Below are 24,794 nucleotides of genomic sequence, written 5' to 3' on the forward strand. Positions count from 1 at the left end.
ATCTGGACTGTAGCTTCCTTATTAAATATGGAAATTAAGGACTAATGGCTGAACGGATTGGGCAATTGGTGGGTTATGCCTGTGCCAACCTCTACCACCCTGTGCCACTTGCTGCCAGACAGGAATAAAACCATTGCCGGATGCCGGATTATGTATTTCTTTGCGGGAGAAGGAATGATAGCCGCCAAAGGAAAGTCGGCATCCCGGACAATGACTGCCGTATCAGCGCAACACGCTACCACTTTCGGAAAACCCATTGTCAAGTAACGGATTATATATTCCTTTGCGGCAAAAGAAACAGTAACAACTAAAAGAAAGACAATATGGAAATCGTATCAATCGAAAGAAAGACCTTTGAGGCGATGGTCGCCAAGTTCGACCGCTTCGTCAGCCGGATGGATGCCATCTGCCATCGGCACGGTGAAAAGAAAATGAGTGAGTGGATGGACAATCAGGACGTGTGCCGGATGCTCAACATCAGCCCACGAACATTGCAGACACTTCGGGACAACGGCACGTTGGCTTATTCACAGATAAATCACAAGACCTATTACCGTCCCGAAGATGTGCAACGCATCGTCCCCGTCGTGGAGGACAGGCGGAAAGAAGCAAGGTTCAAAGGCAGAACTATATAAACCAAGTATAGTACATAACTGATAATACCCACTAAAATCCAAAACGTATGAATGAATTGATAAACAAGGACAACGAGTGGATAATCCACTTCATGGGTAGCCTTGACCGTCTTCTGGTCAACGTAGAGCATCTGACCGCCAACTACCGCCCGACACTGAACGGGGAGCGTTTCTTCACCGACAAGGAGGTATCAGCTCGGTTGAAGGTGAGCCGCCGGACGCTTCAGGACTACCGTAACGAGGGACGTATTGCCTATATCCAATTGGGCGGCAAAATCCTCTACCGTGAATCCGACATCGAAAGGATGCTGGCTGACGGCTACCGTTCCGCATACCGACTGACGGCAACCTGATTTTCTTGAAGGAGCGCAGTTTGCCGTCTGCCCATACTTGCGGCAGCAATGGTACAACAAAAAGAAAAAGGAACGGTTTACGGATGAAGCATCAATGTTTAGCTTCGTCTGTAAGCCGTTCCTCTGTTTCTTCTGATTTCCCGTCAGTCGCTTGTTTCCGTTGCCGGATGCCTTTCAAGCGTGTGGCTGGCAATGGCAAGGTTTTCGGGCTGAATACGCTCAACCCCGTTTGAGGAAGATTCCGCCCGAAACGGCTCTGCCGCCTGACCTTGCCAATGCCGTCAAAGCCACACGCTACTTTTGCATCCGTGCATCGGGAACAGGTGGCTGACGGGATGAACCTCAGTTATACCATAGGTTGCCGCCCTTGCCACAAGAGAAGAACAATGTTATTGGGCTTCCTTTCTTGGTGGCGCAGATTTCATTCATCACAAACTGCCGGAATCGGATACTCTCTCTGCTGCATATCCTGAAAGCAACGGCTATGACCATTTCAAGGTTGTAAACATCATAGCTGATGCCGTCAGTTTGCTTGATATACTTCATCGTATCAGTTTCGTTCAACTCCTTATTTTTGTAGATTGCCCGTATTACCTTGCGGATGTCGCAGGAGAACACCCCGAACAGGTCGGCTATCTCGAACTTGGTCATCCACACGGTAGTAGTAGAGATTGTAATTGTCCCCATTTCACTGATTGTTATTATTCCTCTGTTCATAATTCCCTTATCTTATGATGATTATTTATGATTTTTTCTTTTCGCCAGCCGATATTTTCTTTCTTCGCTCCATCAGTTTGTCCATGTCTTTGGAGATTTTATCATCAGTTATCCGTGCATATCCCTGTGTCGTCCTGATATTGGAGTGTCCCATCATCTTGGCGATACTCTCAATCGGAATGTCCGCAGAAATCAGGAATGTTCCGAAGCTGTGCCGACTTTGATGATAGGTCAAGTTTTCCTCTTTTCCTATGGTTACTCCCAACTCGTGAACCTCAAACCATAGGGCATCACGGTTGGGAAGAGGAAACACGGACTTCTCATCATCAGTTGTGTTATACAACGACAATATCTGCTCCGCTATGGGATGCAAGGGGATGAACGCCTCCACCTTTGTCTTCTTGCGGTTGATGCGAATATACCGTCTGCCCTCCGCATTTGTCCCGATATGATGGGGATGAAGAAGTTTGATGTCCACATACGCCAGTCCCGTCAGGCTCGAAAAGATGAATGCTCGTCTTGCCAGTTCCATCCGCTTGTCATACATCGGCGTGGAAAGTATCTTCCTGAACTCCTCGCGACTGATGTACCTATGCCTTGCCTCCGGCTTTGTCTCATACTCCAAGTCCTCGCAGGGATTTACACGGATAATCTCCTTATCGACCGCAAGGTACAACAGCCTGTTCAGCCAACGCAGGCAATGGTTGGTCTGTGACACCCCGAAGTTCTTGCATTTCTTCAAGTGGGCTTTGTAAGACTTGCCGAAATCCTCCGTCACTTCTTCAAGAGGAATATCCTTTTTCCCGATTGACACTATAAAGTCCGTCAGGTACTTTTGGTAGTACATTGAAGCCCGATAGGAGGATGTGGAATCAATCTCTTCGGAATGCCTCTTCAACCGCTCGCGTTCCCATTCACCCATTTGCAATAAAGTGGTCGGATGGATGTTGTTCAGGGAGATATGGTTCTTCAACATCTCGGCACTGACCACGCCTTGCGATTTAAGTATCTCGGCATAGGCTTCTTCCGTCAGACGCAGGTATTCCCGCAAGCGGTTGTTCTCCCTGATGGCCTTTATCTCATTCTTCTTGCTGTTCCAATCTTCGGGGCGGCAATAGATGCCTGTGCTTATGGCAGTCTGCTTGCCGTCAATGGTTATACGGCAGAGTACGGCGGTCGTGCCGTCAGCCCTCACTTTGCTGCGGTTGATGTAGGGTAATAATGAAAATGTGCTTCGCATATCGTTGTTGGATTTATAGGGTTAATTTGAAATCCTGGGTCGCCTCTATGAACTTGTCCATGTCCTCGAACAGTTTTTGGGGACTGACACGGGCATATACCTGAGTGGTGGAAATGTCGGAGTGCCCCAGCATCCGGCTGATGGTCTCAATCGGCACACCTGCTTCGAGCGTGATTAACGAGGCGAAACTGTGCCTTGCCTGATGATAGCACAAGTCGTCTTTAATGCCAGCCAATGCCGCCAACGCCTTCATGTGCCTTCGGAGGTTTGGCCAATGCAATAAAGGGAACAGTGTGTCCCTGTCCTCACTGTGATACTTCTCAATCAGCGCAATCGCTTCGGGCAACAGTTTCACGCTGGCACGGAGTTCGTTTTTCTTTCTTCGATACTTCAGCCACAAAGCCCCGCCCTCATCAGTATACAGATTCTCATGGGTAATAGAGACAACATCCGCATAACAGACCCCGGTGTAGCACCCGAAGAGAAACATATCCCTTGCCAGCATGTGGGATTTGCGGTAAGCAGGTATTTCCACATCACGGATTCTCTCAAACGATTTACGGCTCAATGCCCGCGGTGTCGTTTCAGTCTTCTTCGGCAAGGTAAAATGCCGGAAGTGGATTCTGTCGGCATACCCCTCCTTATAAGCCAGACGGCATATCTTCTTCAGGATGGCAAGATGATGGCGGACGGTATCTATCGCATAGCCCTTGTTTTCCATAACGAATGCCTGATAGTCGTGGATGAACTGTTCCGTCAGTTGCCCGAATGCCAAATCCTTGACCTTGTACTGATGCTTGATGAACTCTCCGAGGGTCAGACGCATATAGTGATAGCCGGGATAAGTCCCTTTCGCGCGGTCTATGCCGATACGGGCTTTGAGGTCATCACAGACAACATCCGTCATTCGCATGAGGGTCATCTGTGTTTCCATACTACCTTGAAAATGATTTTTCACATCGGTGGCATCAAAATCTACCTTACGGCTCACAAGGCTGTCGAAGGCGTTGTTCACCGCCAACAGCAGTTTCTCAATCTTGGCATTGGTTTCCACCGCCTCCTTGCTCTTGCCGTTCAGACGGCTTTCACGGGGATTCCACAGTTCGGGAGTGCAGGACAGCTTGCAACTGAACTGCGCCATCGTGCGGTTCACGGTGATACGTCCCATGATGGGAGCCTTGCCCGACTTGTCCAGTCCGCTCTTTTTGAGGTAGAGCAGCACCTTGAATTTTTCTACTTTCATACGCTTATATTTTAAGTGCAAATTTACTTGCCATATAAGCGTCTCTTGACACGCAAAACACTGTGTATTAACGCAAACAAAACGGTGAGGATTTCTTTTCATCGCTTGCCGTTACCTGTTCCCGTTTAGGTAACTGCCCGGCTAACGGTTTGGTAACTGAACAACCTCAATATTCCGTTTTCGTTTGCATTTTCACAACTTGGCAAAATATTGAAATACCGCTTATTTCTAACGGTTTACGTTTAATCTATACCTATCCACAGTCGCTTGCTTTGGCTATTCTGTTGCATGTTGCCCGGCATACATGTGTATCTAAAGGAACAATCAAATCTCTGCGATCAAAACTTTCCCAAATCGACCTCCGAATCCCGACGAATCATCCAACGCAAAAACATATTCAGTTTCTTTTGAGGACTTTTGGCAGAAACTTCAAGAAATGCACATAACTTTTCCATTGGTATTCCGGGATATAACATCAAAGCTTCCTCCAGACTTTCAAACTGTGTATAAGCTATATATAATGCCGAAAGTATCCATAAAAATCAGCATACGACAACATCCGATAAAAGCTATTGGTCGCTCCCGAAGGAAAATCCTTCTCCCACTGGCGGGACAATACATATTGATAAGGTGAATCTCCCATTAATCTATGCAGTTCGTCCGCCTTCTTCAATATCTGTTTGCGATTGCCAAAACTCATAATTGCCGTCAACAGACCACTGATTTCAATATCCTGCTTCAACGTATATCGATGAGGGAACTGCACCGGATCACTTATAATAAAGTCTGCACGATGATAAATCTCCGCACACATCAAAAGTTTATTCTTTATATCTTCAGTCATTTTGAGAAAGTATCAAGTATTGAAAGCACAAAAGTACATATTCTAGTTGGATTTCCTCTTTAAGTAAATGACAGATTGTATCCCTAATAAAATAACAAACAGATATTCTGCCGTCATATACACAGTCAGAGAAGCATGAAAACATTCACTTAACAGATACAGATAAATCAAATATACCAGAATAGTGATTAACTGGAAGATAAAAGCGAGCTTCGTCTTTCCTGTACCGGTAACAGCATTAATATAAACATATCCGGGCAGTGCAAAAGCATAATTCAACAGCATAACTATAAAAGGATAGAAAGCTAATCTCACCAGATTATCGTTATTCGTATAAAATCCGACAATCCATTGATTGCTCCAAAGAGCTATCCCTATCAACGGAAGTCCCACCACATAGCCCAGCTTAAGAACTTTACGACAAACAGGAAAAAGTTCTTTCCCCGCTCCCGCTCCAATCAAATTACTGACTAACGCTCCCGTAGTGGATGCAAAAGAATTGACTATCACAAAAAAGACGGTAGAAACACTACGGGTAATATTGGAAATAGCAAGCTCTGTCTTTCCCAGATGCTCAATAGCAACGAAGAACAGAAACCAGGGAGCAACGCTGATAAAAGAGTGAAGCATACTCCATACAGATAGCCTCAACAACTTTATTAACAATTTCCCATCATAAACGACCTTCAGCCCATATTTCACTTTATCTACCCTCACCCACATATATAATAGGAGTACGACAAAAGCTCCGAACTCTGCCAAAGAAGAAGCCATCGCCGCCCCGGATATACCCAGATTCAGTTTGAATATCAGCAGATAGTTAAAAGGAATATTGATACAGATAGCCATGATAGCTGCTGCGGACAATGCTTTGGTCGTTGTTATCCCTACCAGAAAAGACCGGAAAGCTAAAAAAGGAAATGAGAACAACAAACCGAAGCTACGCCAATCCAGATAATGAATCACTGCCCGGTAAATCTCATCCGAAGTTATCAACCGGCGTAAGATAAATGGAGAAACAAACAAAATCAGCAAACAAAGAATGACTGCCATCCCCGACAGGAAATATAATCCCTGAAAAAATGTACGTCCCGTCTCTTTATAATGTTGTTCCCCATTTCTCCGGGCAATCATTACCTGCAGCCCGATGCTGAATCCGAAGCCCAGCATATAAACAGCCAAATAATAGATTCCGGCAAGCGCAGAAGCTCCCAGTTCGACTTCTCCCACATGCCCCAGGAAAATAGCGTCGGTAATATTGATTAATTGTTCCATCAGAATGCTCATCATCACAGGAAAGTTGATGAGCCATATTTGCTTATATGTATAATTCATTGCTCAATTTTAAAATAATACGATACGGTATACCACATCATAGTAGCACACAGTTCCGTAAATTTATAAAAATGGATATAAAACTCTTTGGCAGGCGAGTAGTTGCCTGTCGGATAGCTGAATAGCCCTGTTAGAAATGATGCTATTCGTTGAGCGTAGCTATATGCAGAGTTTCATAAATAGATGAATACTGTTGGTTTATCAATCAATTACGCTACAAAGATAATAAATCTTACTCTATATCACAATATGGTACGGTATTAGCAGATTACTTATAGTAAAGAGATGTATTAAAAACATTGATTACGACATTAACAGATTGATTTATAAAGATATACCATATTCTAAAGCTAAAGAATGATTCTTAAATATCTTTCTCTTTTGAAAAAGGGCATATCATTTTGAAAAGAGTAGTAACCAATAAATAACCAGATAACAATGAAAGTTTGTAAATTCGAGAAAATTAAAGATGAGGATGGAATGAAGCAAGTAATCAATTGTATTCAGAAAGAACATCCTTATGTAGCTGTAGTCCCTATATTGGCACAATTACAGGAGTGGTTACAGGCTATTTCCATCAGTTGGTTTCACGAAGAAGATGAAGCTTCTCATGCCACAGTCAATGCCATCGAAGCATATTGCTATGCCCTTGCCAATCATCTCATTACAGATTCGCACCTAAATCAGGAAATTAAAAACCGGATTCTGGAGTGCATAAAGAAAATACATATACTTGTAGAAGACAAAGCAGATTTACTGATTGATAAAATGATAAAAGCGGAAGTATACGGATTATCCAGCGATTTATTCACTTATTGCTTACGTCAACAGGGTCTTCGTGCCCAAACATTAGATACCGGCAAACTTATACAGATCAATCTGGAAAGAAAGCCGGATATCCCATATATTCAGGAATCTATCCAACAATACATTGACGAGCACCGGAATGTGGATATTTTTATCGCCCCACTTTCCATTTGCAGAAATGTGTATGGTGAAATAGACTTCATGAGCGAACAACGCAATGATTACTATGCAACAGTGCTTGCCACCCTATTCAAAGCGGACGAAATACTGTTATCCACCCCTATCAATCATATCTACGCAAACCGGAATTGCCTGCGAGAACAACATTCACTAACCTACATAGAAGCCGAACAACTGATTAACAGCGGAGTACACCTGCTCTACGCAGATTGTATCACCCTTGCGGCACGCTCTAATATAATTATCCGCCTAACCGATACACACGATCTGTCAACAGAACGCCTCTATATATCTTCCCATGACACAGGCAACAGTGTCAAGGCCATCCTCTCACAGGATTCGGCTACCTTTGTACGTTTTACCTCATTAAATGTATTGCCCGGATATTTATTTATGGGTAAGATATTGGAAGTTATCAACAAATATCAAATCAATGTCATCTCAATGGCCTCATCCAATGTATCCATCTCGATGATGCTGACAGCCAGCCGGGACACCCTGCGAATCATTCAAAGGGAACTACATAAATATGCCGAAATGGTTATGGACGAAAATATGTCTGTAATACATATCATCGGCTCCCTTCATTGGGAACGCACACAAGTAGAAAGCCATATTATGGATACTATCAAAGATATCCCCGTATCTCTCATTTCTTATGGAGGAAGCGATCATTGTTTCACACTATCTGTACATACCACAGATAAAAACAGACTGATTAGTTCGCTATCCAGACAATTTTTCGAGAGTCAGTGCGCAGCCTGACTCAAAGCCGGATAAAAAAGAGACATCTGAAAACCAAATAAAAAAATAAAGAGATGAAAATAGCTATTATAGGAGCCGGACACATAGGGAGTGCAATTGTCACTTGTCTGGCGCAAGGACATCTTTACAATAAAAAAGACATTATTGTCTCCAATCCAAATATCGATAAACTGGAGAGACTGCAAGAACATTTCCCGGCAATACACATAACGACCGATAATCAACAAGCCATATCGGAAGCCGAAGTAATCGTCCTCGCCATCAATCCCTGGAAAGTAGATGAAGTATTATCTCCTCTACGTTTCTCACGTACACAAATCCTCGTATCTCTCGTGTCCGGAGTATGTATCTCCCACCTGGCTCATTTGACAGAAGCCGAGATGCCTATCTTTCGGGCAGTTCCCAATATGGCCATTACAGAACGTTCCAGCCTCACTTTGATAGCTTCCCGCGGAACCGATAAAGAATATCAGCAATTAATAAAACAGATATTTGACGAAGGAGGAAAATGCCTGTTCCTGCAAGAGAAACAACTAGATACCACTTCCGCATTAACCTCCAGCGGAATAGCTTTCGCCTTAAAATATATGCAAGCGGTTATGCAGGCAGGGATTGAGCTAGGAATTCCCGGCAAGGATGCCATGCAAATGGCAGCGTATAGCATGGAAGGAGCGACAGAACTGATTCTGAATCATAACACTCATCCGTTGCTGGAAATAGAGAAAGTAACCACTCCGGGCGGAACCACTATAAAAGGATTGAACGAACTGGAGCACAAAGGCTTCACTTCTTCTATTATTCAAGCCATCAAAAGCAGTGCCACAACTTTGATTGACAAAGAGGAAGAAGATGCAAAAATCTTCCGATAGTCCTTATGGTATGGTTTCTCAAGTCCTTTTTGCCTATTTTGAAATGCTATATATCCCAAAGCCAGCATAAAAGGACTTAAGAAAATGTATGCTTAGATTTTATATTCCTCTATCTTCCGGTACAGGGTGGTAAGTCCGATTTTCAACAAACGGGCAGCTTCCGTTTTATTCCCTTTCGTATATTCCAACACACGTGCAATATGTCTGCGTTCCATTGCGGCCAACTCAAAACTACCTACACTATCATCCGAACATTCATAATGAGTGTTTTGGATTTCCAAAGGTAAATCGCAAACATCCAACCGCCCACCTTCGCAGACAATCAGGCTACGCTCGATAACATTTCGCAATTCGCGGATATTTCCTTTCCAAGACTGTTTCTCCAAAGCCTCCAGAAAAGCGGGAGTCATCTCACTAATAGAATACGAAAGTTTCTCGGAAAAGCTCTTGGCAAAAGCTGCTGCAAGAATACTGATATCCCCTGCCCGCTCACGAAGTGCAGGGAGATGCACCTGAAATACAGAAAGACGATAGAACAAATCTTCACGAAAACGTCCCTCTTTGATTTCTTCCTGCAGGTTGCGGTTCGTTGCAGCAATGATACGCACATTCACCCTGGTAGGCTTTGTGTCACCAATTTTTATATACTCGCCGGTTTCAAGAATACGCAGTAACTTGGCTTGCAGTTCAAAAGCCATTTCCCCTATCTCATCCAGAAAAATCGTTCCGTTATGAGCTTCCTCAAAAAGCCCTTTCTTATCTTTCAAAGCACCGGTAAATGAGCCCGCCTTGTGCCCGAACATCTCACTCTCTAATAATTCCTTACTAAAAGAGGAGCAGTTAACCGCTACGAAATTCTGTTTACTCCGCTTACTATTATAATGGATAGCCTGAGCAAAAACCTCTTTTCCTGTCCCGGTCTCTCCGGTAAGTAATACCGGAACATCCGTGACAGACACCTTCTGTGCCAAAGAGATAGCCTCTTTCAGCACTTTCGATTCTCCTAAAATAGAATCGAACGAATACATCTGCCCGACTTTCTTCTCCAGTTTTTCCAACCGGACATTCATTCTTGCTTTCTCCGCAGCACGACTAATCAAAGGAATGATCTTATTATTATCATCTCCCTTCGTTATATAATCGAATGCACCATTCTTGATCGCCTGCACCCCGTCAGGAATATTGCCATGTGCGGTGAGAAGAATCACTTCCACATTAGGAGCCTGCTTCTTGATATTCAGCACTAAATCCACCCCATTCCCATCAGGAAGAAAAACATCACACAGAACCACATCGGGCGATTGGACTTCAAGTTGTTTGACAGCAGCTTTACAATCGCCAGCCTGACACACTTCGTACCCTTCAAGTTCCAGCATACGTGCCAAAAGGCTACGAATCTGGATTTCATCGTCAACAATAAGAATCTTACTCATACAATTTACTTACATTTAATGGAAGAATAAAAAACAGGGTGCGCAAATATAACTTTTTTCGATGAGTCTATGAACATTTCTTATATATAGTTCGTTATTTCCATAGGAAACTATTTACACTATAAAATTATGAAGATTATCATTATCGGAGGCGTTGCAGGAGGAGCTACCACTGCTGCCCGAATCAGACGAGTAGACGAGACAGCAGAAATTATCCTTTTGGAAAAAGGAAAGTATATATCGTACGCCAATTGCGGGCTGCCTTATTATATAGGAGGAGTGATTGAAGAACGGGAAAAATTATTTGTACAGACTCCCGAAGCATTCTCGACACGCTTCCGTGTTGATGTCCGCACGGAAAACGAAGTGATTTTTATTGACCGGAAGAAAAAGACGGTCACCGTACGTCAGAGTAGCGAGGATACGTATGAAGAGAGCTACGACAAACTGCTGATATCAACCGGAGCTTCTCCCGTACGGCCGCCATTACCGGGAATCGACCTTCCGGGTATTTTCACGCTAAGAAATGTCACAGATACAGACCGTATCAAAGAATATATCAACAGCCATTCTCCCCGAAAAGCGGTAGTGGTAGGAGCCGGATTTATCGGTCTCGAAATGGCCGAGAACCTGCACGCACAAGGGGCGAAAGTCTCGATTGTGGAAATGGGGAATCAGGTAATGGCTCCTATCGACTTCTCGATGGCTTCGCTCGTGCATCAACACCTGATGGACAAAGGAGTGAACCTGTATTTGGAACAAGCCGTAGCTTCTTTCGAACGGGAAGGGAAAGGACTGAAGGTTACTTTCAAGAACGGACAGTCGATTTCTGCCGATATTGTCATTCTATCTATCGGGGTACGGCCGGAAACCAGTCTGGCCCGGGCTGCCGAGCTAACGATCGGCCCTGCCGGCGGTATTGCCGTGAACGACTATTTACAGACATCCGACGAAGCCATTTATGCTATCGGTGACGCTATCGAATATCGCCATCCAATCACCAGAAAGTCCTGGCTCAACTACCTTGCAGGCCCTGCCAACCGTCAAGGACGCATCGTTGCAGACAATATACTGGGAGCTAAAATTCCATACGAAGGTTCCATCGGCACTTCCATCGCCAAAGTCTTTGATATGACGGTGGCTTCCACCGGCTTGCCCGGCAAACGGCTACGCTTGGAAGGTATCGATTATATGTCGTCTACCATTCATCCCGCTTCTCATGCCGGATACTATCCGGACGCTATGCCGATGAGTATAAAGATTACGTTCGACAAACAAACGGGACGGCTGTACGGAGGACAGATTGTCGGCTATGACGGAGTGGACAAACGAATTGACGAGCTTGCGCTCGTCATCAAACATCAAGGTACAGTATACGACCTGATGAAAGTAGAACAGGCATACGCTCCTCCATTCTCCTCCGCCAAAGATCCTGTAGCAATAGCCGGATATGTAGCAGAAGATATGATTACGGGTAAAACGAATCCTGTCTACTGGAGGGAGCTGAGAGACATCGAGATGGAGAATAAATTCTTACTGGATGTCCGTACACAGGACGAGTTTGCATTAGGATCATTACCGGGAGCGGTCAATATCCCGTTGGATGAACTCCGGGACCGGATGTCGGAATTGCCGAAAGACCGTATGATTTATACGTTCTGCGCCGTCGGTCTGCGCGGTTATCTCGCTTACCGGATATTGACGCAACACGGATTTGACAAAGTACGTAACCTTTCGGGCGGATTGAAGACTTACCGTGCAGCCACAGCCCCCATCGTTATACACCAAGAGAATGAAGACCAAACAGCCGAATCCCCTTCACCGCAAGAGAAGACACTTTCGAGCGAGCCATCAACCGCACCGGAAATTCCCGTAGCAGCTGCAAAAACAATCCGTGTGGATGCGTGCGGACTGCAATGTCCCGGTCCAATACTGAAAATGAAAAAGACGATGGACGGACTGGCTTCCGGTGAGCGGGTAGAGATTACGGCTACCGATCCGGGATTCCCGCGTGATGCTGCCGCATGGTGCAACTCGACCGGCAATCAGCTCATTTCCAAAGAGGCATCTGGAGGAAAATCTGTTGTTATTATAGAAAAAGGAGAACCAAAAGCGTGCAATATTGTTACTTCTTGTGAGGGCAAAGGAAAAACTTTTATCATGTTCAGTGATGATTTAGATAAAGCTTTAGCTACCTTTGTACTTGCCAACGGTGCGGCAGCCACAGGACAGAAAGTTACAATTTTCTTCACTTTCTGGGGATTGAACGTTATCAAAAAACTGCATAAGCCGAAAACCGAGAAAGATATTTTTGGAAAAATGTTTGGCATGATGTTGCCTTCCAGCTCGAAGAAACTGAAACTTTCAAAGATGAGCATGGGAGGAATAGGCGGAAAAATGATGCGGTATATCATGAATAAGAAAGGTATTGATTCTTTGGAATCACTGCGTCAACAAGCTCTGGAGAACGGAGTGGAATTTATTGCCTGCCAGATGTCGATGGATGTGATGGGAGTGAAACAAGAAGAACTTCTGGACGAAGTGACTATCGGTGGTGTAGCGACTTATATGGAACGGGCCGACAATGCCAACGTTAATCTGTTTATTTAACGGAACGAAATAATAAATATATGCAATGAGAAATATGAAAACAATATGTGCCATACGCGATGTATTCAGAGCTATGACCAATTTTGAGGCTAGCTTTGAGCAAGTCTACCAGATAACGCTGAACGAGGCCATGATTTTGTGCGCTCTCAAGTGTTCTTCGGAAAGAATGACGGCAACAAACCTGTCGAAACAAACGGATTTGAGCCCTTCCCATACATCAAAAATGCTCCGGATACTAGAAGAAAAAGGACTGATTGTCAGAACTTTGGGAAGCGAGGACCGGCGGCAAATGTACTTTACCCTGTCTGCTGCAGGAAGAGAACGGGTTTGTGACATGGAAATACAGAAGGTGGAAATCCCCGAATTACTGAAACCTCTGTTCAAAGACGCAGAATCTTAAACGGATCTCTGCCAATCATAAAGAGAGTTCAAAACGCGGATTAACGTGAATTAATCCGCGTTTTATTATTCATTATGCCACACTCTCTTCTTTATTACAGACACAGAAAGAAAAATGTTAATTTTCCGGCAAAATAATTCTTCGTGCGAACCTTTTTATTTCTTTGTTGTTGTTTGTAACAAAAGCCCCAAGGTACCAGGGCCTGATTTTTATATAACCTAAACATTATAAAGATATGAAGAAATTAATTCCTATTTTATTGGCGGTCTTTGCACTCGCATCCTGCGAAAAAGACCCGGACATGGGTAAGCTGGATAACAACTATCTGGTATACACTAACTACGACAAGAAAGCTGACTTCAAAGTTCCTACATTCTATCTGGCAGATCAAATTCTGGTAATCAACGACAGTAAAGAACCGGAATATCTCGAAGGAGAAGGCGCTGAACAAATTCTGGCTGCTTACACGGAAAACATGGAAGCTAGAGGCTATACAGCCGCTGATACCAAAGAAAATGCTGATCTTGGTATCCAAGTAAGCTACATCGAAAGTACTTATTATTTCACCAGCTACAATCAGCCCGAATGGTGGTGGGGCTATCCCGGCTATTGGGGTCCCGGTTATTGGGGCGGAAACTGGGGTGGCGGATGGTACTACCCGTACGCTGTGACTTACAGTTATAGCACCAACTCATTCCTGACGGAAATGGTGGACTTGAATGCCGACCAAGGTGAAAAAGCCAAACTCCCTGTTGTATGGACCAGTTATCTGACCGGATTTGAAACAGGTTCGAGCGCTGTCAACCGTACTCTTGCAGTGGACGCTGTCAATCAGTCATTCACTCAGTCACCTTATCTTACTAACAAATAAACAACTACAACTGTTATGAAAACAAGAAAAAATATATACTTCAAGGTAGTAGCCTTGGCGGCTATTGCCATCGCCTTCGCCATGCCGGCTAAGGCACAGCTATCAGACAACGGATATGCTAATATCGACTGGCAGTTTAATGTTCCCCTCGGCAATCATTTTGCCGACAAGTCCAGTGGTTGGGGTATGAACTTTGAGGGCGGTTATTTCGTGACTCCCAATATCGGTTTGGGTCTTTTCCTGAACTACCATACGAACCACGAATATGTAGGCCGTGAAACCTTCCAACTGGGAGCCGGTGAGGTTACTACCGACCAGCAACACACCATGTTCCAATTGCCTTTCGGTGCTGCTGCCCGTTACCAATGGAACCGCGGTGGATCCGTACAACCATACGTCAGCGCTAAACTAGGTGCCGAGTATGCTAAAATCCGTTCTAACTTCAATATGCTCGAAGCTAGAGAAAACAGTTGGGGCTTCTACGCTTCTCCTGAAATCGGTATCAATGTATTTCCTTGGGTATACGGACCGGGACTACACTTCGCTCTCTACTACAGCTATGGTACCAACAAGGCTGATGTACTGCATTACAGTGTAGACGGACTGAACAACTTCGGTTTCCGACTGGGTGTATCATTCTAAGGCTAAACTCTATCAGAATTACGTTAATAAAAAGAATGCCTCTCTGCTTCCACGAGCAGAGGGGCATTTCCTTTTATAGCTTGCCGGAAAAGGAGGGATTACTTTTTCTTCATCGCATCATAAATCGCTTCCTGTATCCTTTCACGAATGTGCAATTGATTCAATTTACGGTTGGTCGCGTCCGGATAAACCCGGTTACTCAAAAAGACATAGACCAACTCATTCACAGGGTCCACCCAAGCACAGGTTCCGGTAAACCCGGTATGGCCATACACTTCGGCAGGTACACCGGGAGCACAGTTCCCTTTCTTCGAATCAGTCATATCCGGTTTGTCGAATCCCAAACCGCGCCGACTTATCTTTGAAACTTCCGTAGTAAACAGTTGACAGGTTTCCTTACTCAGATAACGCTGTCCGTCCAACTCCCCTCCATTCAATAACATCTGATAGATACGGGCAACCTCACGGGCTGTGGAAAAAAGTCCGGCATTCCCGCCCAATCCACCAAAGAAAGCGGAAGCCTCATCATGAACAAAGCCTTGCAAAGTCTCTTTTCGCAAGAAACGATCTTTGTTGGAAGGCACAATCTCCGATTTGGCAAAGCGGCGTAAAGGCAAATAACCCGTGCGCTCCAGCCCCATCGGCCCGTAAAATTCACGTTGCAGATAGGCTTCCATCGGCATTTCCGCCAACTGTTCCACCAGCATTCCCAACAGGATAAATCCGATGTCACTATATACATAGCGTTTCTGTCTCAATGGAGTTTCCGCAATTTTCTCTTCTATCACTTTCCTGAATGAACGGTTCAGCCATATACTATCACAGATTTGAACGGTATAATCCCCAGTCCCGACAGATGAGATATATTCTTTTTTAAACTTAAAATCCGGATTCGCCCATGTGGTCGTACCAATCCGTAACGGATGTTTCGCATCCCTACGCGCACTGAACAATCGTCCGTCGTAACTATCCTTGTCTATCACTTCCTGATAGAACGGTATCCAAGATGGCAAACCGGACTGGTGAAACAGGATTTCCTGAATAGTGATATCTTTCTTGTCTGTACGTTGCAAGAACGGCAAATAATCCGAAATCTTATCGGTAAGGCTGAAACGTCCTTTATCGTAAAGTTTCATAATAGCCAGCAGAGTTCCCGTAGTTTTGGATAAAGAGGCCAAATCGTAAATATCCGTAGATTCGACACGAGGACTGCCCTTTCCCGCATACGTACCGAACGCTTTATCATACATGATATGCCCGTTTCTCAAAACAACTATCTGGCAACCGGGATAGGCTCCCTGCTGAATGCCGTCCAGTGCAATGGCGTCAATCTTTTTCAGAAGAACGGACGAAAGACCGTGCTCCTCCGGAATGAAATGTAAAGGCGTTCTCGGTGTAATGGTCACTCCCGCCCCTGTGGGAAACAATCCGCCTATGCTTGCCGACAACCTGCCGTCCGCCGTGGCTTTGGCATATAAGATATCAGCCACCTGCCGCTGCACGTCACTATTATGGCTATGCCCCAATATCACGGCTGATGCGCGGGACACCGCACGTTGAATCTGCAACATCATTTTGCCGGGTGTAAAAAACAGATAGATAGTCGGGCTTTTAGGAACAAACTTGGCAAAGAAAGGCTGATAAGCCCCCAATCGTTGTTCACTGACCGCTACCACAATCCGTTTATAAGCAGCCAACGAATCACGCAACTTCTGATTTTCCTGTTCAGTCTGATTGGCACGAAGACGGAAACGGACCAATGAAGTATAACGGGACATCTGACTCGCCAGCGCATTCGTCTCACCCGGTTTTCCGACTTCGAGCAATGCAATCTTCTGTTCCTTGTCCGCGTGCAACGGTAAAATATGGTTCTTATTGTCCACCACAGTAATCGCCGCCCAATTCAACCGACGGATTAAATCACGTGTCTGAGGAGTGTTAATACGCTGTTCCAAACCAGATACTTGCACAAACGGCTTTTTCTTTAATCCCAGTGCATATTTATAAGTCAGCACCTTACGGCATTTACTCTCAATATCCTCCCGGCTCAACTCCCCTTTTTCAATGGCTTCCAATACGGCGGATATCTCCGCTTTCAGATTACGGGGAGCCAGCACCATATCATTTCCCGCTTTCAATGCTTGCAGACTGACACTTCCATTCCCCGACACCCCTTTCATGGCAAGCGCATCTGTAAATATCAGCCCTCTAAAAGCCAATTCGTCCGTCAACAAATCATACACCACATTGCGGGACAATGACGATGGGAGTCCGCCCACCGGTTCTATGATGGGCACTTGCAAATGGCCGACCATCATACCGCCCAATCCTGCCCGGATCGCTCTTTTAAAAGGATAAAGTTCTACACTGTCCAACCGCTCGCGAGTGAAAGGAAGCACAGGCAACGCCTTATGCGAATCAATATCCGTATCTCCATGACCAGGAAAATGCTTGCATACAGACAGTACTCCTCCTTCTTCCAGGCCGGATGCGTAAGCGATAACCTTATCTGCCACCTGTATCGGATTTTCTCCGAAAGAACGGGTATTAATCACCGGATTCTTCGGATTGATATTCACATCCGCCACCGGAGCAAAATTAACCTGAGCCCCAATCTGTTTGCACTGGCGGGCTACTTCACGCCCATACGCATGAATCAACCGATTGTCCTGAATACAGCCCAGTACCATATTTCTCGGGAAAACAGGTGTGCCGCGCAAACGCATTGCCAACCCCCATTCTCCATCGAAAGTAATCATAACAGGTACTTTGGCTTGCCGCTGCGCCCGATTCGTCAAGTTGACCTGGTTCTGCAGTTTTCCACCGGAAAAAAGAAGTCCGCCCACTTTATAAGTATCAACGGCTTCACGCAGCAATTCCAGATTTCGTTTGGTATCCACAGGAGCGATGGTATAGATAAATAACTGCCCGACTTTTTCTTTGAAGGAAAGCCTATCCATTACCGAGTCTACCCAATGGCGGCAGTCCTTGTTCTGGAGAGCCTTATATACCAACTGCGGTTCAACGGCAGCAGCATTTTGAGCCGAACCCGTTACCGGTCCGGCTGAAATAAGAAATAAAAACGCTAAGATTGAGGAAAGTTTCTTCATTTATGTTCCAAAGTCAAATCAAGACGGCCTACACGCACACCACTCTTCCCCGTGTGCATGACAGCCACTTCTTCTCCATCCATGTTCAAATATGTTTTCGGGCCTTTCATAAAGGTGTGCGAATGCCCGCCCAAAATCACATCGATATTACGTGTATTCGCCACCAGGCGTTCGTCCATCTGAATTCCCAAATGCGACAGACATACCACAACATCACATCCTTTCTCTTTCAGCAAAGCAGCCACTTCATTCGATACCCCGACCGGGTCCTCATAAACTACTCCTTCACATTTATTAGCCTGAATCAGTCCTTCCGGTTCCGCTCCCAGACCGAAGACACCTATTTTCAAACCATATTTCTCTAAAATAACGTATGGCTTTACAATATCCTTCAATACCGTAGCTTCCAAATTATAATTGGCACAGACTACCGGAAACTTTGCCATCTTGAAAATACGGGCCATGTTATCCACATCGAAATCAAACTCATGATTGCCGATAGTCATCGCGTCATAGCCCATTTCGTTCATCAACTTAATTTCCACTTCCCCCTGAAACATATTATAATAGGGAGTCCCCTGCGAAATATCCCCGCAATCGAACAACAATACATTGTCGTGCTCTTTGCGGAACTGTTCAAGGAAAGTAGCCCGGCGGACAAATCCTCCTTCATTATAATTGCGGTCACCTTTCTGATTGACCGGTTCAATGCGACTATGCACATCGCTAGTCTGCAAAAGTATAAGTTCTTTAGTATCCTGCGCAAATAGGGAAAAGGCAAAGCTTACCGCCAGGCAGAGCAGGAAAGATATCTGAATTCTTCTCATATCCAACATTTTTAGTTTCTCCTTTTTTATTTTATAGAAATACGTCCATCCAGTTTGGAGGTAATCAGCTTACCTTCGGCAGTCTGCTTCCGCACATATTCAAGAAACAGGCCGCGCAAAGTAGCGTTCTCCGGACACACACGTTTCTCCGCTTGCAGAAGAGCGTCCATCCGCCCGTTTCCATCCGCCAGATAATCGATGGTAGCTACCGTATAAGATTGGTCATCCTTCACCGGTTGTCCGCCAATGGTTACATTCAGCAGTTCGCCTTCCTTACTGATTTCCATACGAATGCCACTCACTCCTTCTCCATGCAAGGAAGCGATAGCCTTAAAAAGACGTTTCATGTCCGTCCCCTTCATTGTCAACACACAAAGCGAATTCTCGAAAGGAAGGATTTCGAAGATTTCGCCAACGGTGATATCTCCCTTCGGCAGGATATTGCGCAATCCTCCCATATTTACCAATCCCATATCGGCAGGTTTACCCAATACCCGAACCGCCGCCTGCTGCAACACACCTGCCACAAGATTGGAAAGGAGGCTTTCCGGATTCCCTTTATCCATTATCATTTCACTGGTGCCAATGACTTCATACATCATCGCATCTACTTTGTCCTTATAGGGCTTCAATATCTCAGCAGCTCTTTTGTCGGGATTCGCATCCCAGACTGAATCGATCGTAATCATACTGCCTTTTACTCCAACCACTTCGTAGTTAGCCGTGGTTTCCCGTGCCGAACGACAGGACGTAAAGAGGAAACCTCCCGCCAACACGGCTACAATCAGATACTTCACATAAGTCTGTTTCATGTTCGCTATTTTTAGATATGCTACAAATATACGAAAACATTTGGCTATCTGACAAATAATTCGTTACTTTGCACCGCTTTCGCGCAATCGCTGTCAAGAGAAGAGATACTTGGTATGTTGCGTTGTAACGATGAAACAATTTAATAATAACAACAATGGATTTAATTAAAATTGCAGAAGAAGCATTTGCTACCGGAAAACAGCACCCGAGCTTCAAAGCAGGAGACACTGTAACAGTAGCATATCGTATTATCGAAGGTAACAAAGAACGTGTACAGTTGTATCGTGGTGTTGTTATCAAAATCGCCGGTCACGGAGACAAAAAGCGTTTTACTGTACGTAAGATGTCCGGAACTGTAGGTGTAGAAAGAATTTTCCCAATCGAATCACCGGCTATCGATAGCATCGAAGTGAACAAGGTAGGTAAAGTTCGTCGCGCTAAATTGTACTACCTGCGTGCTCTTACCGGTAAGAAAGCTAGAATCAAAGAAAAAAGAGCTAACTAATCCTAGTTACTTTTCGATTCGAAATAAAAAAGGGAACTTCCATTACAGGAAGTTCCCTTTTTTATTGTCATTTCCCCTTCTGAATCTCCCACTCTGAAACATAAAGCCCCGAAAGTCATAAACTCCCGAGGCTTCATTACCTTTATTACAATAATGATATATTATTCTTTCAGATCCTTCAATTCCCAAGCCAATGCACTGGCACCCAGTACGGCGGCATCGGAATCCTTCAGTTCGGAAACGAGCAATTTCGTCTTACCTTTATAGATATTCAGGATATTCCTATCGATTGATTCCTGAATCGGTTTCATGATATAGTCACCGGACTTAGCCAGACCACCGAACAATACAATTGCTTCGGGACTGGAGAATGCGATAGCGTCCGCCAAAGCTTCACCCAAAATATTTCCGGTAAATTCGAAGATTTCCTGTGCCAGTTTATCGCCTTGAACGGCTGCGTCATATACATCCTTTGAAGTAATGTTTTCTGCAGGAATATTACGGAGCAGACTTGCATCCGTGCGGGCAGCCAAAAATTCGCGAGCAGTGCGGGCTACACCGGTAGCCGAACAATAAGTTTCCAGACAACCTTTACGGCCGCAACCACAAAGACGACCATCGCGACGAGCGATAACATGTCCCAACTCACCGGCAAAACCGTCATGACCATACACCATCTGGCCGTTGATAACGATACCGCTACCTACACCTGTACCTAATGTAATCATGATAAAGTCTTTCATACCACGGGCGGCGCCGTATGTCATTTCACCGATAGCGGCAGCATTAGCGTCGTTTGTCAGAGCTGTAGGAATGCCCAGTCTTTCTTCAAACATAGCAGCCAACGGAAGAATACCTTTCCAAGGTAAATTCGGAGCGAACTCGATAGTTCCTGTATAGTAGTTACCATTCGGAGCACCCACACCGATACCTCTGATTTTATCCACACCGCCATTGGCGATAATCAATGGAAGAAGATTTTTGCACACTTCATCTGCATATTCTTCTACCGTAGGATAACCGGATGTTTTGATAGAACTGCTTGCTATAATAGTTCCGCGCGCGTCTACAATTCCAAAGACGGTATTTGTTCCGCCTATGTCAATACCTACTACGTAGGGTTTCTCCATGTTTGAATTCATGATACTTTTATTTAAAAGGGTTAGTTAATCATTAAGTTTACTGCACACAAATTACGTAAAGAAGATTGAGTCTACAAAATGTTTTTCAAAAAAAGTTCAACCTCTTTGCAACTTTTCTTATCTCGCTACCGTCTAATAGAAGAAATTCATAAGAAAACTGAAACTAAATAAAGGAAACTGTGATACAACTGACAAATATCAATAAGACCTATAATAACGGAGCACCTCTTCATGTGCTCAAGGGTATCGACCTCCACATCGGGCAAGGTGAGTTTGTTTCCATCATGGGAGCGTCAGGGTCAGGAAAATCGACTTTACTTAACATATTAGGTATTCTTGATAATTACGATACCGGAGATTATTATCTGAACAACGTACTCATCAAAAACCTAAGCGAAACCAAAGCCTCCGAATACCGGAACCGCATGATCGGATTTATTTTCCAATCATTCAATCTGATATCGTTCAAAGACGCAGTAGAGAATATAGCACTTCCTTTATTCTATCAGGGAGTAAGCCGTAAAAAGCGCAATGCACTTGCTTTGGAATACCTCGACCGTCTGGGATTGAAGGACTGGGCACATCATATGCCGAACGAGATGAGCGGCGGACAGAAACAGCGTGTGGCCATCGCCCGCGCACTCATCACCCGACCGCAGATTATTCTGGCGGACGAGCCCACAGGAGCATTGGACAGCAAGACCTCCGTAGAAGTGATGCAAATACTGAAAGACCTGCACCGGACGGGGATGACCATCGTAGTCGTCACACACGAAAGCGGAGTTGCCAACCAGACCGACAAAATAATACACATTAAGGACGGTATCATCGAACGAATCGAAGATAACATTGCCCATGACGCTTCTCCTTTCGGCAAAAACGGATTCATGAAATAAAGACCAATCAGACATGATCGACATCTGGCAAGAAATATACAGCACCATTAAGCGCAACAAGCTAAGGACTTTCCTCACAGGGTTCGCTGTGGCATGGGGAATATTCATGCTTATCGTCCTCTTAGGGGCCGGCAACGGACTGATTCATGCTTTCGAAGAGGCTTCTTCAGAACGTGCACTGAACAGTATCAAGATCTATCCGGGATGGACTTCCAAGTCTTACGACGGACTCAAAGAGGGACGGAAGATCCAGCTGGACAACAAGGACTTACGGATCACCGACACTCATTTTCCGGATTATGTAATTAAGGCCGGAGCTTCCATCTGGCAAGGTACCGTCACCATCAGTTTCGGCTCGGAATATGCCAGTGTCGGGTTGGCAGGCGTCTTTCCCAATCATATAGAAATAGAAACCATAAAGCTCTTTAAAGGACGTTTCATTAATGAGACGGATATTAAAGAAAGACGGAAAGTTATCGTCCTACATAAAAAAACGGCTGAGATTCTTTTTCATAAGACGCATACCGAACCTATCGGGCAGTTTGTCAATATGGGAAATGTTGCCTATCGGGTAGTGGGACTTTGCAACGACAAAGGAGATAGCGGTGAAAAACCTGCCCTCATACCTTTCTCTACCCTGCAAACGATCTACAATAAAGGAGACAAGCTGAGCTGTCTGACCATCGCTACGAAGAATCTGGAGACGATCGAAGCGAATGAAAATTTTGAAAAAGAGTATCGGAAAGCGTTGGGAGCCAACCACCGTTTCGATCCTACCGACAACAGCGCCTTATGGATATGGAATAAGTTCACCAATTATCTGCAACAACAAAAAGGTATGGCCATTCTACGTACCGGAATCTGGGTGATCGGCATTTTCACTCTTTTAAGCGGCATTGTAGGAGTATCCAATATCATGCTGATCACCGTTAAAGAACGTACACGCGAATTCGGTATCCGCAAAGCATTGGGAGCCAGACCGGGCTCGATCCTTTGGCTGATTATTGTAGAAAGTGTAATCATCACTACTTTATTCGGCTATATAGGTATGGTGGCGGGCATCGGAGTAACCGAATGGATGAATGCCGCTTTCGGCAATCAAGTCATGGATATCGGCGGATGGACAACAACCGTCTTCCTGAATCCGACCGTCGATATAAAAATCGCCATTCAAGCTACACTTACATTAATAATCGCCGGAACGTTAGCCGGATTGTTCCCTGCCCGCAAGGCTGTCAGCATCCGTCCGATTGAAGCACTTAGAGCAGATTAAGATTATGAAAATAGACATGGATACCTGTGAGGAAATCCTCATTACCATCACAAGAAATAAAACAAGAAGCCTGCTGACCGCATTCGGCGTGTTCTGGGGAATCTTCATGCTCGTAGCCCTTATCGGAGGCGGACAAGGATTGGAAGAGATGATGAAGAAAAATTTTGAAGGATTTGCCACCAATTCCGGTTTCCTTGCCGCACAAAGAACGGGTGAGGCTTACAAAGGTTTTCGGAAAGGAAGATGGTGGGATCTGGAAGCAACAGATATCAACCGCCTCCGGTCCCAAATCAAAGAAGCGGAAGTGATTACCCCTTCCACAGCACGCTGGGGCTCCAAAGCCGTATACGAAGATAAAAAATACGATTGCAGTGTAAAAGGACTGTATCCGGACTATCTCCATATCGAATCACAGGAGATAGCATACGGCAGGTATATCAATGATGTAGATATAAAGGAAAACCGCAAAGTGTGCGTTATCGGGAAAAGAATCTATGAGAGTCTTTTCAAGCCGGGCGAAGATCCGTGTGGCAAATACATACGTGTGGATGGAATTTATTATCAAGTCATCGGAATGTCCGCTTCCGAAGGAAACATGAGCATACAAGGACAATCTTCGGAGGCAGTCATCCTTCCTTTTACTACCATGCAACAGACTTACAATCTGGGAGGGCAGATTGACGTGATCAGTTTCACCGTGAAACATGGAGTCAAGGTATCCGACATACACCCCCGAATGGAACAGATTATCAAAGCTGCGCATTATATCGCTCCCAACGACAAACAGGCACTTATGTTCCTGAATGCCGAAGCGATGTTTTCTATGGTCGATAATTTGTTTACCGGTATCCATATACTTATCTGGATGGTAGGATTGGGAACTTTGCTGGCGGGTGCTATCGGCGTGTCCAATATCATGATGGTCACCGTAAAAGAGCGTACCACTGAAATCGGTATCCGCCGGGCAATCGGAGCACGTCCGAAAGATATCCTGCAACAGATTCTGTCTGAAAGCATAGTGCTGACCGCCCTTGCAGGAATGTGCGGAATCTCCTTTGCCGTCATAGTGCTGCAACTAACAGAAATGGCAGCTAACTCAAATGGAGGTGATATCCGTTTCCAAGTTACCTTCGGACTGGCAGTCGGAACGTGTATCTTACTGATTGCGTTGGGTATGCTAGCCGGGCTGGCACCTGCTTACCGGGCTATGGCTATCAAACCGATTGAAGCGATCCGGGAGGAGTAGAAGTTGAGAATGGAGAGTTGAGAATTAGAAATTAAACA

At 44.9% G+C, this 24,794-nt stretch carries 23 protein-coding genes and 1 pseudogene; 13 read left to right on the top strand and 11 right to left on the bottom strand.

Going from position 1 to position 24,794, the window contains the following annotated elements:
- Positions 1–41 precede the first annotated feature (41 nt).
- Positions 42–257 carry a hypothetical protein gene (locus GD630_RS00825; RefSeq protein WP_238482952.1) on the bottom strand — a complete coding sequence of 72 codons (216 nt, stop codon included), beginning with the start codon at positions 255–257 and terminating at the stop codon, positions 42–44.
- 66 nt (positions 258–323) lie between these two features.
- On the opposite strand from GD630_RS00825, the gene GD630_RS00830 reads away from it, so the two are divergent.
- The 3 genes from GD630_RS00830 to GD630_RS00840 all read left to right on the top strand — a co-directional run bounded on the left by GD630_RS00830 (position 324) and on the right by GD630_RS00840 (position 1,221).
- Positions 324–635, top strand: a complete 312-nt coding sequence (locus GD630_RS00830) for a helix-turn-helix domain-containing protein (RefSeq protein WP_143865264.1) — start codon at positions 324–326, stop codon at positions 633–635.
- Between the two features lie 47 nt (positions 636–682).
- Complete coding sequence (locus GD630_RS00835) at positions 683–988, top strand: helix-turn-helix domain-containing protein (RefSeq protein ID WP_143865265.1); 306 nt, start codon at positions 683–685, stop codon at positions 986–988.
- Positions 989–1,071: 83 nt separating this feature from the next.
- Positions 1,072–1,221: a hypothetical protein gene (locus GD630_RS00840; RefSeq protein WP_182505679.1), complete on the top strand. Its 150-nt coding sequence runs from the start codon at positions 1,072–1,074 to the stop codon at positions 1,219–1,221.
- Between the two features lie 109 nt (positions 1,222–1,330).
- Here the strand turns inward: GD630_RS00840 and GD630_RS00845 are convergent, their stop codons facing one another.
- The 5 genes and pseudogenes from GD630_RS00845 to GD630_RS00865 all read right to left on the bottom strand — a co-directional run bounded on the left by GD630_RS00845 (position 1,331) and on the right by GD630_RS00865 (position 6,367).
- Positions 1,331–1,705, bottom strand: coding sequence for a hypothetical protein (locus tag GD630_RS00845; protein ID WP_143865266.1), 375 nt, complete (start codon positions 1,703–1,705; stop codon positions 1,331–1,333).
- Between the two features lie 25 nt (positions 1,706–1,730).
- Entirely contained in the window at positions 1,731–2,945 is a 1,215-nt protein-coding gene (locus tag GD630_RS00850) for a site-specific integrase (RefSeq protein WP_143865267.1), read from the bottom strand.
- A 13-nt stretch (positions 2,946–2,958) separates the two neighbouring features.
- Complete coding sequence (locus tag GD630_RS00855) at positions 2,959–4,188, bottom strand: site-specific integrase (protein ID WP_143865268.1); 1,230 nt, start codon at positions 4,186–4,188, stop codon at positions 2,959–2,961.
- A gap of 295 nt (positions 4,189–4,483) precedes the next feature.
- Positions 4,484–5,032: pseudogene (locus GD630_RS00860) on the bottom strand (TIGR02757 family protein); the annotation flags it as partial.
- 42 nt (positions 5,033–5,074) lie between these two features.
- Positions 5,075–6,367 (bottom strand): MATE family efflux transporter, encoded by a 1,293-nt coding sequence (locus tag GD630_RS00865; RefSeq protein WP_143865269.1) that lies wholly within the window; start codon positions 6,365–6,367, stop codon positions 5,075–5,077.
- Positions 6,368–6,805: 438 nt separating this feature from the next.
- Between GD630_RS00865 and GD630_RS00870 the strand changes: the two genes are divergently transcribed.
- Positions 6,806–8,119, top strand: coding sequence for an amino acid kinase family protein (locus GD630_RS00870; protein WP_143865270.1), 1,314 nt, complete (start codon positions 6,806–6,808; stop codon positions 8,117–8,119).
- Positions 8,120–8,172: 53 nt separating this feature from the next.
- Positions 8,173–8,988: a pyrroline-5-carboxylate reductase gene (proC, locus tag GD630_RS00875; RefSeq protein WP_143865271.1), complete on the top strand. Its 816-nt coding sequence runs from the start codon at positions 8,173–8,175 to the stop codon at positions 8,986–8,988.
- A gap of 92 nt (positions 8,989–9,080) precedes the next feature.
- Here proC and GD630_RS00880 read toward each other — a convergent pair whose 3' ends face one another.
- On the bottom strand, positions 9,081–10,421 hold the full coding sequence (locus GD630_RS00880) for a sigma-54-dependent transcriptional regulator (protein ID WP_143865272.1): 1,341 nt from the start codon (positions 10,419–10,421) through the stop codon (positions 9,081–9,083).
- Positions 10,422–10,550: 129 nt separating this feature from the next.
- Between GD630_RS00880 and GD630_RS00885 the strand changes: the two genes are divergently transcribed.
- The 4 genes from GD630_RS00885 to GD630_RS00900 all read left to right on the top strand — a co-directional run bounded on the left by GD630_RS00885 (position 10,551) and on the right by GD630_RS00900 (position 14,944).
- On the top strand, positions 10,551–13,031 hold the full coding sequence (locus GD630_RS00885) for an FAD-dependent oxidoreductase (RefSeq protein ID WP_143865273.1): 2,481 nt from the start codon (positions 10,551–10,553) through the stop codon (positions 13,029–13,031).
- A gap of 34 nt (positions 13,032–13,065) precedes the next feature.
- Positions 13,066–13,431: a winged helix DNA-binding protein gene (locus GD630_RS00890; protein WP_032839862.1), complete on the top strand. Its 366-nt coding sequence runs from the start codon at positions 13,066–13,068 to the stop codon at positions 13,429–13,431.
- A gap of 235 nt (positions 13,432–13,666) precedes the next feature.
- Entirely contained in the window at positions 13,667–14,302 is a 636-nt protein-coding gene (locus GD630_RS00895; RefSeq protein WP_143865274.1) for a DUF4136 domain-containing protein, read from the top strand.
- Positions 14,303–14,317: 15 nt separating this feature from the next.
- Positions 14,318–14,944, top strand: coding sequence for an outer membrane beta-barrel protein (locus GD630_RS00900; protein WP_007756808.1), 627 nt, complete (start codon positions 14,318–14,320; stop codon positions 14,942–14,944).
- A 98-nt stretch (positions 14,945–15,042) separates the two neighbouring features.
- Here GD630_RS00900 and GD630_RS00905 read toward each other — a convergent pair whose 3' ends face one another.
- From GD630_RS00905 to GD630_RS00915, 3 genes are read right to left on the bottom strand one after another with little or no spacing between them, the layout of a single operon-like run.
- Positions 15,043–18,054: a glycoside hydrolase family 3 N-terminal domain-containing protein gene (locus GD630_RS00905; RefSeq protein WP_143865275.1), complete on the bottom strand. Its 3,012-nt coding sequence runs from the start codon at positions 18,052–18,054 to the stop codon at positions 15,043–15,045.
- The gene (locus tag GD630_RS00910; protein ID WP_007764175.1) at positions 18,051–18,881 is read right to left on the bottom strand and encodes a bifunctional metallophosphatase/5'-nucleotidase; all 831 of its coding nucleotides are present in this window, start codon (positions 18,879–18,881) and stop codon (positions 18,051–18,053) included. The genes GD630_RS00905 and GD630_RS00910 overlap by 4 nt, the downstream gene beginning before the upstream one ends.
- A 26-nt stretch (positions 18,882–18,907) precedes the next feature.
- Positions 18,908–19,693 carry a 5'-nucleotidase C-terminal domain-containing protein gene (locus tag GD630_RS00915; RefSeq protein WP_007764172.1) on the bottom strand — a complete coding sequence of 262 codons (786 nt, stop codon included), beginning with the start codon at positions 19,691–19,693 and terminating at the stop codon, positions 18,908–18,910.
- 155 nt (positions 19,694–19,848) lie between these two features.
- On the opposite strand from GD630_RS00915, the gene rplS reads away from it, so the two are divergent.
- Entirely contained in the window at positions 19,849–20,199 is a 351-nt protein-coding gene (gene rplS / locus GD630_RS00920; protein ID WP_007764170.1) for a 50S ribosomal protein L19, read from the top strand.
- A gap of 161 nt (positions 20,200–20,360) precedes the next feature.
- Here the strand turns inward: rplS and GD630_RS00925 are convergent, their stop codons facing one another.
- Positions 20,361–21,341, bottom strand: coding sequence for an ROK family protein (locus tag GD630_RS00925; protein ID WP_022275422.1), 981 nt, complete (start codon positions 21,339–21,341; stop codon positions 20,361–20,363).
- Between the two features lie 179 nt (positions 21,342–21,520).
- Here GD630_RS00925 and GD630_RS00930 point away from each other — a divergent pair, with 179 nt between their 5' ends.
- From GD630_RS00930 to GD630_RS00940, 3 genes are read left to right on the top strand one after another with little or no spacing between them, the layout of a single operon-like run.
- Positions 21,521–22,237: an ABC transporter ATP-binding protein gene (locus GD630_RS00930; RefSeq protein WP_143865276.1), complete on the top strand. Its 717-nt coding sequence runs from the start codon at positions 21,521–21,523 to the stop codon at positions 22,235–22,237.
- Positions 22,238–22,250: 13 nt separating this feature from the next.
- Positions 22,251–23,510: an ABC transporter permease gene (locus GD630_RS00935; RefSeq protein WP_143865277.1), complete on the top strand. Its 1,260-nt coding sequence runs from the start codon at positions 22,251–22,253 to the stop codon at positions 23,508–23,510.
- A 4-nt stretch (positions 23,511–23,514) separates the two neighbouring features.
- Positions 23,515–24,756 carry an ABC transporter permease gene (locus GD630_RS00940; protein WP_143865278.1) on the top strand — a complete coding sequence of 414 codons (1,242 nt, stop codon included), beginning with the start codon at positions 23,515–23,517 and terminating at the stop codon, positions 24,754–24,756.
- Positions 24,757–24,794: the final 38 nt, after the last annotated feature.

The organism is Bacteroides zhangwenhongii (assembly GCF_009193325.2).
GTDB lineage: Bacteria > Bacteroidota > Bacteroidia > Bacteroidales > Bacteroidaceae > Bacteroides > Bacteroides zhangwenhongii.

Coding starts and splice junctions, on each gene's coding strand:
- GD630_RS00825 (WP_238482952.1), bottom strand. CDS start 257: ATGGGTTTTCCGAAAGTGGTAGCGTGTTGCGCTGATACGGCAGTCATT.
- GD630_RS00830 (WP_143865264.1), top strand. CDS start 324: ATGGAAATCGTATCAATCGAAAGAAAGACCTTTGAGGCGATGGTCGCC.
- GD630_RS00835 (WP_143865265.1), top strand. CDS start 683: ATGAATGAATTGATAAACAAGGACAACGAGTGGATAATCCACTTCATG.
- GD630_RS00840 (WP_182505679.1), top strand. CDS start 1,072: ATGAAGCATCAATGTTTAGCTTCGTCTGTAAGCCGTTCCTCTGTTTCT.
- GD630_RS00845 (WP_143865266.1), bottom strand. CDS start 1,705: ATGAACAGAGGAATAATAACAATCAGTGAAATGGGGACAATTACAATC.
- GD630_RS00850 (WP_143865267.1), bottom strand. CDS start 2,945: ATGCGAAGCACATTTTCATTATTACCCTACATCAACCGCAGCAAAGTG.
- GD630_RS00855 (WP_143865268.1), bottom strand. CDS start 4,188: ATGAAAGTAGAAAAATTCAAGGTGCTGCTCTACCTCAAAAAGAGCGGA.
- GD630_RS00865 (WP_143865269.1), bottom strand. CDS start 6,367: ATGAATTATACATATAAGCAAATATGGCTCATCAACTTTCCTGTGATG.
- GD630_RS00870 (WP_143865270.1), top strand. CDS start 6,806: ATGAAAGTTTGTAAATTCGAGAAAATTAAAGATGAGGATGGAATGAAG.
- proC (WP_143865271.1), top strand. CDS start 8,173: ATGAAAATAGCTATTATAGGAGCCGGACACATAGGGAGTGCAATTGTC.
- GD630_RS00880 (WP_143865272.1), bottom strand. CDS start 10,421: ATGAGTAAGATTCTTATTGTTGACGATGAAATCCAGATTCGTAGCCTT.
- GD630_RS00885 (WP_143865273.1), top strand. CDS start 10,551: ATGAAGATTATCATTATCGGAGGCGTTGCAGGAGGAGCTACCACTGCT.
- GD630_RS00890 (WP_032839862.1), top strand. CDS start 13,066: ATGAAAACAATATGTGCCATACGCGATGTATTCAGAGCTATGACCAAT.
- GD630_RS00895 (WP_143865274.1), top strand. CDS start 13,667: ATGAAGAAATTAATTCCTATTTTATTGGCGGTCTTTGCACTCGCATCC.
- GD630_RS00900 (WP_007756808.1), top strand. CDS start 14,318: ATGAAAACAAGAAAAAATATATACTTCAAGGTAGTAGCCTTGGCGGCT.
- GD630_RS00905 (WP_143865275.1), bottom strand. CDS start 18,054: ATGAAGAAACTTTCCTCAATCTTAGCGTTTTTATTTCTTATTTCAGCC.
- GD630_RS00910 (WP_007764175.1), bottom strand. CDS start 18,881: ATGAGAAGAATTCAGATATCTTTCCTGCTCTGCCTGGCGGTAAGCTTT.
- GD630_RS00915 (WP_007764172.1), bottom strand. CDS start 19,693: ATGAAACAGACTTATGTGAAGTATCTGATTGTAGCCGTGTTGGCGGGA.
- rplS (WP_007764170.1), top strand. CDS start 19,849: ATGGATTTAATTAAAATTGCAGAAGAAGCATTTGCTACCGGAAAACAG.
- GD630_RS00925 (WP_022275422.1), bottom strand. CDS start 21,341: ATGAATTCAAACATGGAGAAACCCTACGTAGTAGGTATTGACATAGGC.
- GD630_RS00935 (WP_143865277.1), top strand. CDS start 22,251: ATGATCGACATCTGGCAAGAAATATACAGCACCATTAAGCGCAACAAG.
- GD630_RS00940 (WP_143865278.1), top strand. CDS start 23,515: ATGAAAATAGACATGGATACCTGTGAGGAAATCCTCATTACCATCACA.